1 protein-coding gene is annotated in these 16,001 nt (G+C 60.4%); it reads right to left on the bottom strand.

All coding sequences use genetic code 11. The features are described 5' to 3' along the window. Positions 1-26 precede the first annotated feature (26 nt). Positions 27-15,710 carry a DUF5801 repeats-in-toxin domain-containing protein gene (locus AB8B20_RS32040; protein ID WP_439071093.1) on the bottom strand — a complete coding sequence of 5,228 codons (15,684 nt, stop codon included), beginning with the start codon at positions 15,708-15,710 and terminating at the stop codon, positions 27-29. Positions 15,711-16,001: the final 291 nt, after the last annotated feature.

Genomic DNA, 16,001 nt, shown 5'->3' with positions numbered 1-16,001 from the left:
CCTCCTTCCATTCAATGTCAGACCTCTCAGGTCGTGTAGGTCTGATGCTGATTGGTCATGTTGTTCAGTACGATATTGACTGAGTTAGTTGCGCTCGTATCGAATGCTACGAGCGTTGCAACGTCCTGCCAATTCGTAACTGGGCCGGTATTGACATCGACCTGAATCGAGACGTTGCCGCCACTCCCATCAAACAATCGAACATTACTGCTGATCTGGCTTCCGCCATAAAGCCCATTGAGAAGACCTGTGAGGTCGATCTGGTCGCTCTGAGCCGACGAATAGTCCAGGATCGTATCAACGCTGCTGTTGGGACCGCCGCTGTACTCGCCAGCATTGAACACAAAAGTATCAGCACCTAGGCCGCCGGTGAGCGTATCGTTGCCAGCGCCGCCGACCAGCGTGTCGACGCCGGCACCGCCATTGAGGAAGTCATTGCCGGCACCGCCGTTCAGGACATCGTTCTGCCCACCGCCGAAGATCAGGTCACGGCCGCTGCCGCCCGTTATATTGTCGGACGTTCCGGTTTCACCCGCGATGAAGTTGTCGGCAGTCGACGCCGCCAGGTTGATGACACGTTGGCCGCCGCTATTGGTTGGGTCCAAGCTATTGATCAGATAGGATTCGCTGCCGAGATCATATCCGGACACCGAACCGCCATCGAACGAAATAGACTCAACTTTCAAATTCGCGTCGCTGCTGTACTGATTGTTGATGGTAATCGACTGACCGTTGAACTGGATCACCAGGTCACCAGAATTAGTGCCTGTATTGTCGTCATAGGCGTTCAACGAGGTCAGTGCGGCACCACCGCTCGCAATCAGGATACGATCGGTACCACTCGTTTCGTTGATCGTGTCACTGCCGCTGGCGAGACCGAACACGTAGGTGTCGTTGCCGGCTCCACCGCTAATCGTGTCGTCGCCTGAACCACCGGTGATCGTATCATTGCCTGCAGACCCCGTGATGTTGAGCTTTTCGGCCTGATGCGACAGATTCAGCGTTCCGCCTGTCGTCAACACTACATTTTCAATGCCGCTAAGCTGTGCATCGCTCGTATCCGTGAACCCGCCGGTGAGTGTTAACGTGTCGTTGCCGTCAGCGAGGTTGATCGTCGTGAACCCCGCAAGCTGCTGGGCTGACATTGTAACGGTGTCATTGCCCGAGCTCCCTGTCAGGATTTCGACATTACTGATCGTGCCGGTACTGAAGTCGACCGCCGTCCCATTGGTCAGCGTAATTGTGTCGCTATCAGCTCCACCATCGATCGACTCGCCGGCCACCCAGTCGCCATTAGCCAGTTGGAAGTTATCAGCGCCCGCGCCTCCGGAGAGCACATCCGCGCCGCCATTTCCATCGATTGTATCGTTCCCGGCGCCGCCGTAGATATAGTCCACGCCGCTGCCACCGGTCAGGACGTCACTTCCGCCAAATCCGTACAATACATTCGTGCCGCCAGGCAGTGCTGCCTGGACCGGAAAACCAGACGTGCCGTTGCCATTATTCGTCCCGACATAGAGGCCAATCACATCGGTCACGTTTCCGGCAGCATCGGTAACAGCCACCGTACCCGACTGAGCCGAGAGCTGCGCCGTCGGCGTCAAAGTGAAATGATTGACGTTTGAAGAGACGGTCGAGCCGGCAGTTCCCGACAGCGTCGCCGTTTCCGAGACATCGAAGCTGATGCCGGCCTCTGTCGCGACAAGATTGGAAATCGTCGGCGCCGTCGTGTCGATCGTGACCGACAGTGCCGCAGAAGTCCCGACATTGCCCGCCGTATCCGACGTCGTTGCCGTGATGCTGTGCATGCCGGCCAGCAGAGCCGACGTCGTGATGCTGTAAGTGCCACCGCTCACCACGGCAGAACCGATCACCGTCGAACCATCCAGCAGCGTCACCGTCGTCCCGTTGACACCCGTGCCCGTAAAGGTCGGCGTGTTGTCTTTGGTAATGTTGTCCGTGTTCGACGAACCCGTGTCCGATGTGCCCAAAAGATCAGGCGTGCCAGGCACCGCCGACGCCGTCGTGTCGATCGTGACCGACAGTGCCGCAGAAGTCCCGACATTGCCCGCCGTATCCGACGTCGTTGCCGTGATGCTGTGCACGCCGTCCAGCAGAGCCGACGTCGTGATGCTGTAGGTGCCACCGCTAACCACGGCAGAACCGATCACCGTCGAACCATCCAGCAGCGTCACCGTCGTCCCGTTGACACCCGTGCCCGTAAAGGTCGGCGTGTTGTCTTTGGTAATGTTGTCCGTGTTCGACGAACCCGTGTCCGATGTGCCCAAAAGATCAGGCGTGCCAGGCGCCGCCGGCGCGGTGTGATCTTCGATGACCGCATAATTTGACGAGGCAGTGCTGGTGTGTCCGAAAAGATCTGAGATCTTGGCGTTGAGCTGATAAGTTCCATCGTTGAGCGAAGGCGTCGTCACGTCGACGTGGCCCGCCGCAATATCAGCAGCCGTCAGCACCACTGCAGAGCCCAGAGCCGTCGCCCCGTTATACAATTGCACGCGGTCGCCGGCCAACGCGCCGGTTCCCGATAGCGAAACCTCGACAGTCAGGGTTGGATCATTCGTGTAGCCACCAGGAGCAACTGTTACAGGATTTGCGGGCGGGACGTTGTCCGTTACCGAAGCAATGCTCGGTGCCGATGGACCAGCGCCCAACTGCGCGTAGGTCTGCGTCACATCCGTAAACTGGAAGTTCTCGAAATTGGTCAAGACGTCGGTGATGCCGTTATGCGTGATCTCGAAACCGCCAGTCACCGCTAACACACTCGTGATGGCGCTATAGGCGAAATCCAGTTTCACCGTATCGCCACCTGCAGTATTGGCGCCGCCATCGGCGACCACACGGTGGATGTCACCGGCACCGCGCCCGGTCAGATTGACGACATCGTCGCCCGCGCCACCGACGATGTTGATGGTCGAGACATCCAGTGCGGTGCCGTTGAGCGAGGTCGTGACGTTGACGGCGTCGCCGCCCGAACCGAGGTGAACGACGATATCCTCAATCCCGTCCATGCGGATTGTCGACGCGCCGCCATTGTAGGACACCCGGATGTCGGTCGCATTGGCGCCTGTGGTCGGCACCACTTCCGCACCACCGGTGATCGTGCCGATGTTGAAGACCTGTGCGCCACCGTTGTTGGTGATATCCAGAACGTCACTGCCCGACCCACCGTCCGCGACGTCGTTGCCGTCGCCGACCGCATAGTAGATCGTGTCGTTGCCGCTGCCACCATGGATCTGGTCATTGCCGGCGCCGCCGGTGATCTGGTCGTCACCTTCCTGACCATAGACGACATCGTTGCCGGCGCCGCCATTAATCGTGTCATTGCCGCCGCTGCGGCCGCTTTCGCCGGCGAGTTCGGCCTGATGCGACTGGATGTAAGCCAACGTGTCGGCGCGGGTCCATGAGTTCGACCCTGCCACAGCTCCAGTCTCGAGCAGTGCGAACACGGCCCAGCCGGAGCCCGCAGCCAATGTGGTGATGCCCTTGGCAACGGCCAGCGTATCGGTGAACAGCACGTCACCATAAATGATGTCGTCGCCGCCCTTACCGGTGATCGTATCGCTTCCGGCCGCGAGCACCGACGCCGGCGTTCCAGCGAGGCCCGCAATAACCCCGGCATAAGCCGTCGTCAGACCGGTGCCGTTGCTGGGCAGATTCGTTGCGCTGCCGCCGGAACCTTCGACCTGACCGAGAATGCTGAGCGCACCATTCAGTCCGAATGCCTCGATGGTGAATGCCAGATCGCGGCCCGCGCCATCACTGTCGGTCTCAATAGCTCCTACCTCATTGGTGGTGTCGCCACCGGTGCCCAGAATGTGATTGATCGCGGTCTGTGCATTGGTCGAGATTATGTTGCCATTTTCGTCAAGCGCTTCGTTCGGCTCGCCGTCCGACACGAAGACGAGTTGATTGACAGTCGCGTTAGGCAGCGTGCCCGCGGTGACCGGAGTGGTGATCGACTGCAGGTCGATGTCGCCTTCTCCCGAACCGTTGGTGACGGAGAATTCGACGTAATCGATCAGGCTGCCGAGATTGCCGCCGCTGCCCGCCAGCGTGACATCGGCTGCACTGTTCACCGTTGCCGTGCCGCTCTGCGTGCCGCCGCCGACGAAGTGGATCGTATAGGCGAAATTGGTGCTACCCGATCCGTTATTGTCGTCGAGGGTGAACGTCGCAGTCAGAACCGGAACGCCGTTGAAGGTGACCCCGTTAGGATAGCTGCCTGCACCGTCGAAGTCGGTGAGAGCTCCGAAATCGAACCGCAGGACCTCTCCCGATTCCAGCTGAGAACCCGGGCTCCAGCCACCCGAGATGCTGCCCTCGACGCTCTTAAGCGAACCAATCGTCGTCTCCGGCGCGGTCCACCCAGACACCAGCGCGATCTGGGTATTGCCGTGGCCGATAATATAAGCAGTGTCATTGTTGCCGCTGCCGGTTCCGGCATTGGCGTCAAACGCCGATATCTGCGTGTCCACCGCGATCGACGTGCTGCCACCCTGGATCCAGAGTTGTGCGGCCTGCAGACCAGCTTCGTAGTTCGTGCCGCTACCGTCGCCATCCATGCTGCTCACTGCAGCGATCGCGGCATTGTAGGCAGCAGTGTTGATGACGCCGCCCTGAACGATGTCGAATGTGCCGAGATCGGTCGCGGTTTCGTCAAAGGACACCAGATGAATACGGATGTCCTGCCCATGCGAGTCGCGTAGCGAGGCAAGCATATTGCCAACCGACGTCTTCATCAGCGCGAGGCTGTCATCGACGCTGCCCGAATTATCAAGCACGAACACGAAATTCGCGACCTTGCCGGCTACGGCAGCAGTCGCGCCGCCTGGATCGCCTACCAGGATGTCCTGACCGCCTTCACCTGAGACCACGCCGTGATCGGCGATCGGGCTGGCAACGGTGTGCGTGGCAGTTGCACCCGAGACGTCGTTCACGTTCGAGCCAACCACCAGCAGGTTCTGCTGTCCGAGATCGATGGACAGCGTCGCCGTCGTCGTGTCGCCGTCACCGTCGGTCAGCGTATAGGTGAACGTGTCCGTCGCCGCATCCACCGCGGTGCTCGAGCGGGTGTAGGTGTAAGAGCCATCCTCGTGAATAACGAGATTGCCGTAATGGCCGGCCACCTGGAAGTTATGCGAACCGTCGGCCTCTGAATCCGAAGCGCCGTTGTATCCGACGATCTTCGTGACATGCGCACCGTCAGCACCGACCGTGTCTTTGCCACCAGCGGGATCGCCGGTCAGATCGCCACTGATCACATTGCCGGTCGCGCTGGTCCCTGCCCCCGTCGTGTCGGAATCGTTGTGTGCGGTCGGAACGTCGTCCACAACGGTGATCGAGACATCGCCGGCGACGGTATCGCCGTCGGTGTCGGTGGCCACAACGGTGACGCCCGAGATCGTGACGTCGCCCGAGCTTGCGGCATGCGGGAAGTTGTCGGTCAGCGTTGCCGTGATCGTCGGCGACGCCGTACCGCCCGCCGCCGCAGTGGTCGTGCCGCTGATCGACAGGATGATCCCGACCGGCCCACCGGCATTGCCGATATGGCCCTCGAGCTGGCCGGAGCCATTGACAACCCAGGTGAAGGAGCCCGTGGCGCCGCTGACGTTGATGCCAGCGGTCGCGCCGAAGGTCACGCCGGTGATGTTGTCCGATCCCGCCGTGAAGGTCAGGCCGGTCGACTGCGCCGTTTCGGCCGTGCTCGACGGTGAGGACCCGGTGACGAGGCCAGCCAGGATATCCTGGCCACCCTGCGCGGTATCGAGCGCAGCTTCGTTCATGGTGAGCGAGGCCGTACCGGACACGGTCGGATTGGCACCGTCGCTGATGGCGATCGCGAGTGTCGCGGACGACGTGTCGCCGTCACCATCGGTCAACGTATAGCTGAACGTATCGGTGACCGGCGACGCGTTGCTGATGTTCTTGTTGGCGGCATAGCTGTAGCTGCCATCCGGGTTCAGCGTCAGGGTGCCGTACTGACCCACGATGGTCAGGACGCCATTGCTGCTGGTCGCAACATTGCTCGTGTTGGCGCTGGTCACCTGCGTGACGGTTGCGCCATCGGCGCCCGTCTTGTCGACGACGTGCGACGTCGTATCCACGCCGGTGATCACATTGCCGGTCGCAATCTGGCCTTCCGTCACGGCGTCGGTGTCGGCGAGCGCCACCGGGACGTCGTCATTGATCAGAACCGTGAAGCTGCCCTTCGCCGTATCACCGTCTGAATCGGTGGCGGTGAAGTTGAACGACAGCGTCATGTCGTTCTCGCGGCCGCCGCTCACCTGATCGAGCGAATCCTTCAGGATGAAGCGGAACGCGCCGGTGCCGTCGTCCGACAGCGACACTTCGAACACGGTGCGGATCACGCCGCCATGCGTGGCCTTGCCGATCAGCGTCGTCTTGTCCGGCGAAAGCTCCAGCACGATGGTGTCGCCATGCGACGTCAGCGTGCCGCCGGCTACGGCGATCGCGCTGTTGGTGAAGGTCACGCTGCGGCCGGACGCATCCTGCACGAAGCCGGCTGCGCTGTTGCCGCCGACATGACCGTCGGTGCCGCCATTGAAGTTGTCCGCACCCCACTTGATGCCGAGCTGGCCCGTGGCCGTCGACTCATTGGCGTCGCCGTCGCCATCGACAACAACGATATCGCCGGCCTGGCTGTCATGGGCACCGTTCGGCAGACCATCCTCGTCGACTGCGGCTGCTGCAGTCGAGATCAGGCTGACACTATCGATATAGGCGCCGAGCGAATTCTCCTGGCCTGTGCCCTGGAAGCCCAGCACGTCGCCGCTCACGGCACCGGTGCCGGTGACCACGACGGAGACCTGATACCAAAGGCCCGGAGTCATGCCGGACGAGTCCACCGACTTCACGACCGCGCCATTCCACAGCACGTTCATGCTGCCGCTATCGGCATCGCCCTCATTGGCGCGCGGCGAATACCAGAAGGTCAGGACATAGGTCTGGCCCAAAACCGTCGTCACGCCCTGCTGGACGATCGCATTGGTGTGGCCGGAGTCGTTGTAGTGATCGGTACCACCATCAGCCACCGTATGCGCGCCAAACTGGCTGTTCGCACCGGTGACGTCGGAATCGAGCTCCAGCTTCGCGCCGCCCTGGTGAGCGCCGAAACCATCGAAGGTGCCATTCTGGATTTCGAACGGCACGACCGTGCCGGCGACGCCCGTCGGCGTCGTCCAGCCGGTGATCGCGTGGTACAGTCCCCACTGGCCGCTGTTCAATCCGTCGAGACCGTCCTCGAAGCTGCCATTGACGATCAGATCCGTCGCGGCAACCACGCTCGGGCCGTCGTCCAGGAACTTGATCTGGCCAGTGATGCTGGTGAAGCCGGTCGACGAGTCGTTGTCGCCATCGGTGATGGTCACAGTCGCCTGCACGACACCGCTGGCGAGCGTCAGCGGCAACGAGCTCTCGTTCGGATCGGTAACGTCCGAATGCTGGAGCGCCGAATATTCCACCACGGTGAGGACGCCCGAGTTCGGATCGATCGAGATCGCGAACACGACTGCGCCGGACGGATTCGCGGTGTTGCCGCTACCCTCGCGACCGACAACCAGCCCGCCTTCCTGATACAGGAACACCTTCTGTCCGTCCGTCGCATTCACGCCCGAATAGACACCTGCTGCGCTGACCGTGACGCCGAATGCCGGCGCAGTGCCCTGCCCGTCGGCACCATAGGTGCCGGTGAATGAGACCACGGCCCCGCTGCCATGGGCGATTTCGATTGGCGTACCGAGGTTGGTGAAAATGGACGTAATCGGGGTGTTGGCGTCGCCAAGGGCATCATTGGTCAGGCTCTGATCGCCATAAGTCTCATCGATGATCACGGCATTGCCGGTCGACACGATGGACGCGTGAGGAACGTCGTCCTTCACATTGATCGTCAGGCCGGTCTGCACCGCGTCACCGTCGGAATCGAAGGCGTTGATCGTGAAGTTGAGAACGGTCGTGTCCGTTCCAGTGCCGGCATGGTCGATCTGCTGATACTGAACGAAGGTATAGTAACCCTCACCCTGCTCATAGAGCGTGATACTGAAGACGATATTGGCCTCGACCGAAGGATCGTCACCGTGCTTCACGGCAATGATCTGCTCGTTGCCCTTGGAATCGCTGGCAAAACGGACGAAATAGTCCAGCGACTCGCCACCGGATTTCAGCGCCGGGCCGATGACGTGGCCGTCGTGATCCTTGGCGAATTCCAGATGCTTCGCAGCGCCATTGTCGGCGCCCCAGTTGATATGCAGGAACCCGGCCTTCGCCTGACTGATACCCGAGGGATTAGCGTCGCTGTGCAATAAGGATTCATCGATATTGAGCACGTCGGCCGCAGCCGTGATCACAGGCCTGTCGTCGTCGATACCAACGATGAACGAGCTGCTTGCAGTGTCGCCGTCTGAGTCCTTCGCCGTGTAGTTGAAGGCCAGCGTGATGTCGTTCTCGTTGCCGCCAGCCGCATGGTCGATATTGCCAAGCAGGTTGAACTGGAAAGAACCGGTCCCGTCGTCGGAGAGCTTCACTTCGAAAACGAGGCGATCGCCGTTGCCGTAACCGCTGTTGGCGGTCCCGTTCTCGACATAGCCGACCAGGCGCGTGCCGTTGTCCGTGAGCTGGAACAGCACCGTTGCACCGTTCGACGTCAGAGCGGACGTGCCGCCGACGGTCACGCTTGCATTCGTGAATGTCAGGCTGCGACCGACACCGTCCTGCGGACCACCGGCATCCGCCACGTCATAGCTGTCCGCGCCCCAGTTGACGCCGAGCACACCGGTGACGCTGGCCGAATTCGTGGCAGCGTCGCCGATCTGGTTGCTGTCATGGATCCCATGCGCGAGGCCATCCTCGTCAACAACCGCGCTGACAGCCAAGACGCTGACATTGGCGATATAGGTGCCGTGATAGCCTTCGGTCTGGTTGTCGCCGCCGAGCGGCGCGTTGCCCTGACCGACTTCATGGAACGACAGCTTGTTGTCGCTGGCCGTCGCGGATGCCGTCACGATGAAGCCGTATTTGTCGAGGGTGCCCGACGACTTCGTCGTGTCGATGACGCCGATCAGCGTGGTGCCCCAATAGACTTCAAGCAACGCAGTTTGCGGGAACGGCGCGCCGGCTTCGAAGTTGATGGTGTATTGCTGACCGCCGACCAGCGTATGCCCGGGCGCATCGAAGGTCTGGGAGAGCTGATAGTTGCCCGGCGATGCGCCGAGATCGATCATGCCAAGACCGTTCGACGAATGCAGGCCATCGAAGCCCTCAGCCTGACGCTCGAACTGGATGTTCCCCGGGTTGTCCGACGGATCGCCCGTGAGCGTCCAGCCGGGGACGGAGCCCTGCGGAGCAGACGTGCCCCAGTATTGCGGAGACGACCAGTTGCCCTGGGCGAAGTTGCCATTGATCGCGAGATCGCCGCCAACAGGCTGCACACTCGGTCCATCGTCCAGGAACTTGATCTGGCCGCCGAGATCGATGGTTGCCGTGGACGTATCGCCATCGCCATCGGTGACGGTGACAGACGCTTTGACGGTGCCGGTGAGCAGCGTCAGCGGATTGAGAGACTCGTTGGGGTCGGTGGGAAGCGCATGATAGAGCGCGATATATTCGGCAACGGTCAGCACGCCGGTTGCGCTGTCGAGTGAAATCGCAAAGGCAACGGGGCCAGCGGGATTCGCGGCTCCGCCGACATCCCCCTCGCGACCGACAATGAGGTTGCCCTCCTTGTACAGGAAGATGCTTCGGCCATCGGTGGCGTCGAGACCGGAATCCACCCCCTGAACCGATACGCTCAGGGCATAGACGGGATTTGCAGCGCCCTTCCCGTCAGCACCGTAAGAGGTGCCGGCGATCGAGAATGCCGAACCTGCCGTCTGCGCGACTTCGATGGGCGTACCGGAAATGGCACTGAACAGGCTGAACACCGACGCGCCGGCGGCGTGCGGCACATCCTGCGTGCCGATGTCCTGACCATTCGTTTCATCAATGATCAGGTTGGCCGAGGCGGAGAGCACGGCCGTCGGGCCGTCGTCATCGAAACGGATACGGGTCGAGACGTCGGCGGTCTGCGAGGCCGTGTCGTCGTCGCCATCGGTGACGGTGACGCGAACCGTCAACGAGCCGGCGTTGAGATAGACCCCTTCGTCATGGCTCGACGTATTGGGTTGATGCAGCGACACATATTGCACTACCGACAACACACCGGTGGCCGGGTCGATACGGAACGCGAAAGCAGCACTATCATTGCCATTGACGACGTTATTGCCGGTGGTTTCGTAACGTCCTACGACAAGACCGTTTTCGTTGAACAGATAGATGTGCTGACCAGCCGTGGTTGTCAGGCCTGAATCCACGCCGGACGTGGTCAGCAGTTCGAACGCCGTGCCGGCCGCGGCCGATCCGCCCTTCGGGCCATCCGCGCCAAAGTTTGCCGTCACGGTGACGACCGGGGCTGTTCCCGCCGCGAACTGTGCGGGGGACATGTCCGGATCAAAGCCCTTGTTTGCAACGCTGCTAAACAGGTTATTGGCAGCGACTTCATTGGAATCGCTTTGCTTGCCCAACGTTTCGTCGATCACGATATCGCCGACGGACACATTGGCGAGATAGGTGCCCTGGTTGTCGGGCGAGCCGGTTTCGCGGAACTCAAGCAGGTTCGAGCCATTGCCCGATCCGCCGATCAGCGTGAGGCTGTATCCCTGCATCTGGCCGGTCGGGGAAATATCTCCGCCGCTCACCAGCACACCGCCGAAATAGACCTGCAGATGGGCCATACCCGGAAACGGCGCACCAGCCTCGAAACGCAGGTCATAGGTCTGGCCTGGCGCCAAACCATTCAATACCTGGGTGATCGACACGTCACGGGCCGACGCATCGAGGTCGATCATGTAACCATTGGTCGACGAATGCATACCGAGATAGCCGTCGCCGACGCGCTCGAGCTGCAACGCGCCGCCACCGCCCAAACCTGCATCGCCGATCGTCCAGCCACCGTTGGTTCCGGTGGCTGTGCCACTGCCATTGCCCCAGACATTGCCGTTCGGGGTAAAGGTCCCGAAATCGAGCCCGTTGAGAGCCACAGGCGACGTCAGCGACAGCGTCGGGCCATCATCCTGGAACTGGATCTGTCCAGAAATATCGGCGGCATCCGTGTCCTGGTCGCCGTCGCCATCGGTGACAGTCACAGTGGCGATTACATTCTTCAGGCCGGTTGCCGCCTCGTCGTGGCTGGAACCGCTGACTGGATTCTGCAGCGAAACATACTGCGCCAGACTAACCTTGCCATCCTGTCCGATGGAAATGGCGAAAGCTGCGGGGTCAGTCGAACCCGGGCCGTTGCTGACTGATGAATTGCTATCAGGTCCATCGTAGCGGCCGACGATCAGACCATTCTCAAGAAACAGGTAGATGCGGTGGCCATCGGTGGTCTTCAGGCCGGAATCCGCGCCGTTGCCGCCGTTGATGGCCAGCGCCAGCACTTGGGCGTTGCTTGTCGCCTGACCGTCGGCGCCGAATGCCGCGGTAACGGCTACCAGAGCTGCCGTGCTGGTCGCAAATCCCAACGCGCCGTGATCCCGCAGGCCGCTGGCGACATCGGTGTCGACGCCCTTGTTGGCGACGGCATCGAACCGCGCCAGAACTCCCGCTGGCAAATCCGAGATGCTGACATCATTTTGGCTGCCTGCAGGTGTCGTCTGTACGCCCGGGGTCTCGTCATGGACGACCTTCGCGGAAGTCGTATTGATCGCAACGCTCGGACCATCGTCCTCAAAGCGAATCTTGCCGGAAATATCGACGGAATCCGAGTCCTTGTCGCCGTCGCCATCGGTGACAGTGACAACTGCGGAAATCTTGCCGTTGGCAATCGCGACATAGTCATCCGGATTGCTGGTGTTCGGATGCTCGATGGACAGATACTCGACGACTGAAATCTTGCCGGTCGCAGGATCGATCGCGATCGCGAATGCTGCCTGGCCGTTGAAGGTGCCGCCATCGACGCGGCCGACAATCAGACCACCCTCCAGAGACAGCCGGATACTGTGACCGTCCGTCACATCCAGTCCGGAATCGTTGCTGCCATTGCCGAGCTTCAACGAATAGACGACGGAACCCGTCGTCGCGGCGCCATCGGACCCGAAGTCGATATTGACGCTCAGCGCGGATACGCTGCTCTGCGCATAGGCAAGCACCCCCGCCCGGTCAGGATCAACGCCAGGGCTCGACACCCCGGCAAACACGGCCAACGGGCCTGTGACGTCATTGTTCTGCAAACCAGCCGTCTCATCGGCCGTGACGCCAAAATCGTTCTTGAGACTTGCGCTGACGCTCGGGCCGTCATCGGCAAACAGAATCTTGGAGCCGACGCTCACGGTGTCCGTCGACACATCACCGTCGGAATCGGTAATCGTCAGGACAGCGTTGATCTTGCCGGACAGATTGACCGTCTCGTCATAGCTGTTCGGCGCCGTCGGGTGCTGCAGCGACAGATACTGCGCTACGCTGATATAGCCGTTGTCGTCGATCACGACCGCAAAGGCGGTCTTGCCGGACAGCGAGGGATTGGCCGTGTCGGTGTCAACGACGCCGAGAATACGCCCGCTGCTGTCCATCACCAGATGGATCGACGTTCCGTCTGTCAGCTTCAATCCGGAATCAAGCCCGCTGATGCCGTTGATCTGCAGCGAGAAATGCTGGCCGAGGGCGGGCGCATCGGCGCCGACATCTGAATTGTTGGTGACAACGGGGTCATCACTGCGCGCATAGTTGATCGCGCCGCTCCCGTTCACATCCGGGTCGTTGCCCTGATTGGCAACTGTAGTGAACAGCGCGCGCACGGCGTTTAAATTGGTGTCGTCGTGCTGATTGCCGGGCGTCTCGTCTATCGTGACGGATTCCGAGCGCAGGCGGATGTCGGCGACCGGCGCATCGTCGTGAATCTTGATCAACACAGACCCATCCAGAGTGATCGTATCGCCATCACCGTCGGTGACCGTGATGATTTTGCCGAAGTCGAGCGCGTCGATGAAGCCCGACGCACCGGACCGCAATGCGTAGTCCGAGTCGGCGCCCGTGCCTGGCGCGACATGGATCAGTTCATCGAAAATGCGGAAGGTGAACTCGCCGGTATCGGTGTTCAGGGTGAACGAGAATACGGGATTGCCGGTATTGCCGGGACCTGGGGTGTCAGGCTCGCTCGCTGTCAGGACAACCGTATTGCCGCTGGTCGTGATGGCATAGGTCAGTTCGAGCCCATTTTCCGGCAGCGCCGTCTGCTTGGAAAACAGATGAAGCGACTCGAAATACGCCTTGGCGCCGTCCGTGAATCCGTACTTACCCAGACCGTCTGCACCGGCGCTGACGATCGTCGATAGCGAGCCTGAGACAACCGCGGCGCCGGATGATTCCGTGAGCGAGCCATCGCCCGCGCCATCATGCGGACTGGTGCCGTGCGACCATGCGGTGTCGATATCGTTTTCGTTCACCGTGAGGACGATCTTGGCCGGCTGTTCGCCACCGCCGTTGATGCTCGGCATGTCGTCGTCGACATTGATAGTGAGATGTGCGCTGGCCTGATCGCCATCACCGTCCGTAACTGTATAGGTGAAGGACAGTTCAAGATTGTCCTCAGTATTGGTGATCGGGTGCTCGAGCGGAGCGTTGAGCTCGAACTTGAAATCGCCTGCCGCGTTGAGAACCGTCAGCGTGAAGACCGGCGTGCTATCGAAATGACCGTTGACGGTGAATCCCTGCAACACGCCACCGCCCGTCACCGGGTCCGCAGTCCAGACAAAATGCGTGACGGCTTCCGGGCTTCCATGTCCAGTCACCGGATCGACATACATGACATTGAGCGTGTCGGTGCTCTCTGCTCCGAGCGAAACGCCCTCTGCAAACGCGATCTGCTTGACGCCATCGGCACCGGCCGAAAAATTCAGGGTGCCATAGGCGGTCTTGCCGGCGCCGTCGTCGCCATTCCCGTCACCGCCAGAAATGCCGTGGGCCTGGTCTTCATCGTCGAGCACAACGCCGGCTTCAACGCGCGCCGATACCGGGCCGTCGCCCCCGCCATCCGGAGCTGTGATCGACGTCGGCACCGAGTCTGTTGCCACGGGCGCATCGTCATTTACAGTGATCGTGAGGCTGGCGCTCACCTTGTCGCCGTCACCGTCCGTGACCGTGTAGGTGAAGGACAGGTTGAGATTGTCTTCGAAGGACGTCTCGGTCGTTCCTGCAGTCGCCGGATCATCCGTCAACGGATGGGCCAGAGGTGCATTGGCAGTGAACGTATAGTTACCCGTTGCATCGACCGAGAGCGTGAACGCCGGCGTGCCTTCTGGATAGTGAAGGCTGGTGCCGGACAATGTTCCGGTCGCCGCATTCCATGACAACGTCACGTTTTCGATGTGGGCGACGCCATTGCCGTCGACCCAGATGGCCTGCAGGGCAACCGGATTGCCGTTGCTGTCCGTGACGGCCAGAGCAGGGCTACCGGCCTGATTGGTGAAAGCGATCGAACCGATGCCATCGGCACCGGCACTGAAGTTCAGCTTGCCCGAGACCGATGTCGCGTGACCGACGGTGTCGCCCTGCTGGCTGTAAAACGGATCCTGGTTGCCGTTCGCCTGACCTTCGTCGTCAAGCTTGGCATAGAGCGTGATCGTCCCCTCTGATCCTTCTCCGGACGGCTGCGTGCTGTCGCTCGGCGTGCTGGCTTGCGCCGTCGGCGTGTCGTCATTGATGACCAGATTGACCGTGCCGTTGACGACTTCGTTGTCGGAATCGTGGACAGTATATGTCAGGACGAACGTGCTGTTGCCCTCGACATTGTCGCCGGTCGTGTGATGCAGCAGCGCGTGCTGTAGGGTCACCGTGAAATTGCCGTTCACCGGGTCGGTCACAACAAGCTGGAAGACGTCATTAGCACCGTCGTTGCCGGTCAGTGTATGCGTGGCGTCGTTCCATGCGAAATTCACCGTGATGCCGTTGACGACCTGCGTCGTGCCGTTCATCGCGGCGAAGTCGATCGTTCCCGGCCCATTCGCATTGAAGTTATGAGCGAGCACACCCGAGACGGTGTACGGAGCATCGATATCGCCCGTACCGCCCGGGTTGCCGTTGGCACCCGGAATGCCGTCTTCATCCAGAACGATATCCGCATTCACGCCTGCGGTCGGTTGGGTGTTCACGCCCTCGCTCTGAACACCGAACTGAATGCCCGGCAGCTCTTCCTGTCCAAGCAGATCGAGCGGATTCGGCGTCGACAGCGGATCAACTGACGCGTTGGTGAAATTCGCGCCGCCCGTCGGGCCCGCGTTGCCCGCAGCAGGCAGAACCGATTGATCGGTGGTGATCGGAAACGTCTGCGCGAACTCATCACCCGTAAGCGTGCGGTTCGACCCCATGTCGAACGCAAGATCCGTAAGCGGCCTGCCCAGCGAATCGAACACCGGATCGACAGTGACGGTCGATTGATTGTCGAAAAGGACGATCAGCTTTTCGCCGACCTTGACGAAGGTCAGCTTCTCGCTCGCGACATCCGAGAAATCGAGCTTGGTGTTTCCGTCGAGATGGACGGTCACGGCCTGCCCATTTTGCGGCTTCTCGAGCTTCAGGTTCTTCGGAGACGGCGGGGTCTGCGTGGTGGAACCGGCGAGCTGCGCGAGCAATACGGGAGCGTTCATGACTACAACCTCAAGCTGATCGGACCGAAAAACGTCCAAGTCCTGCGAGGGTTAAAATATTCTTAAGAACGTAGAGACGTCAATGAATACCTGTAAAATTTGAAGCGTTTTCGTTGCATTGGTTAAGTTCAAAAATGAAACAGCGTATTAATAAATATGAACTTTTGGATAGTAATACTTCTTTTAGACAGTCTATTTTTGGGAATGCCCGAAAAAATCCACAAATCGTGACGCATCTATTGTAAAAATAAGAAAGTATTAGGAAAAATGACTTATTTTATACTTTGTAAG

This window comes from Tardiphaga sp. 866_E4_N1_4, assembly GCF_052076075.1.
In the GTDB taxonomy this organism is placed as follows: Bacteria; Pseudomonadota; Alphaproteobacteria; order Rhizobiales; family Xanthobacteraceae; genus Tardiphaga; species Tardiphaga robiniae.
The sequence above is the reverse complement of the archived record's forward strand: the minus strand, read 5'-3'. Positions and strand labels throughout refer to the sequence as shown.

Coding starts and splice junctions, on each gene's coding strand:
- AB8B20_RS32040 (WP_439071093.1), bottom strand. CDS start 15,710: ATGAACGCTCCCGTATTGCTCGCGCAGCTCGCCGGTTCCACCACGCAG.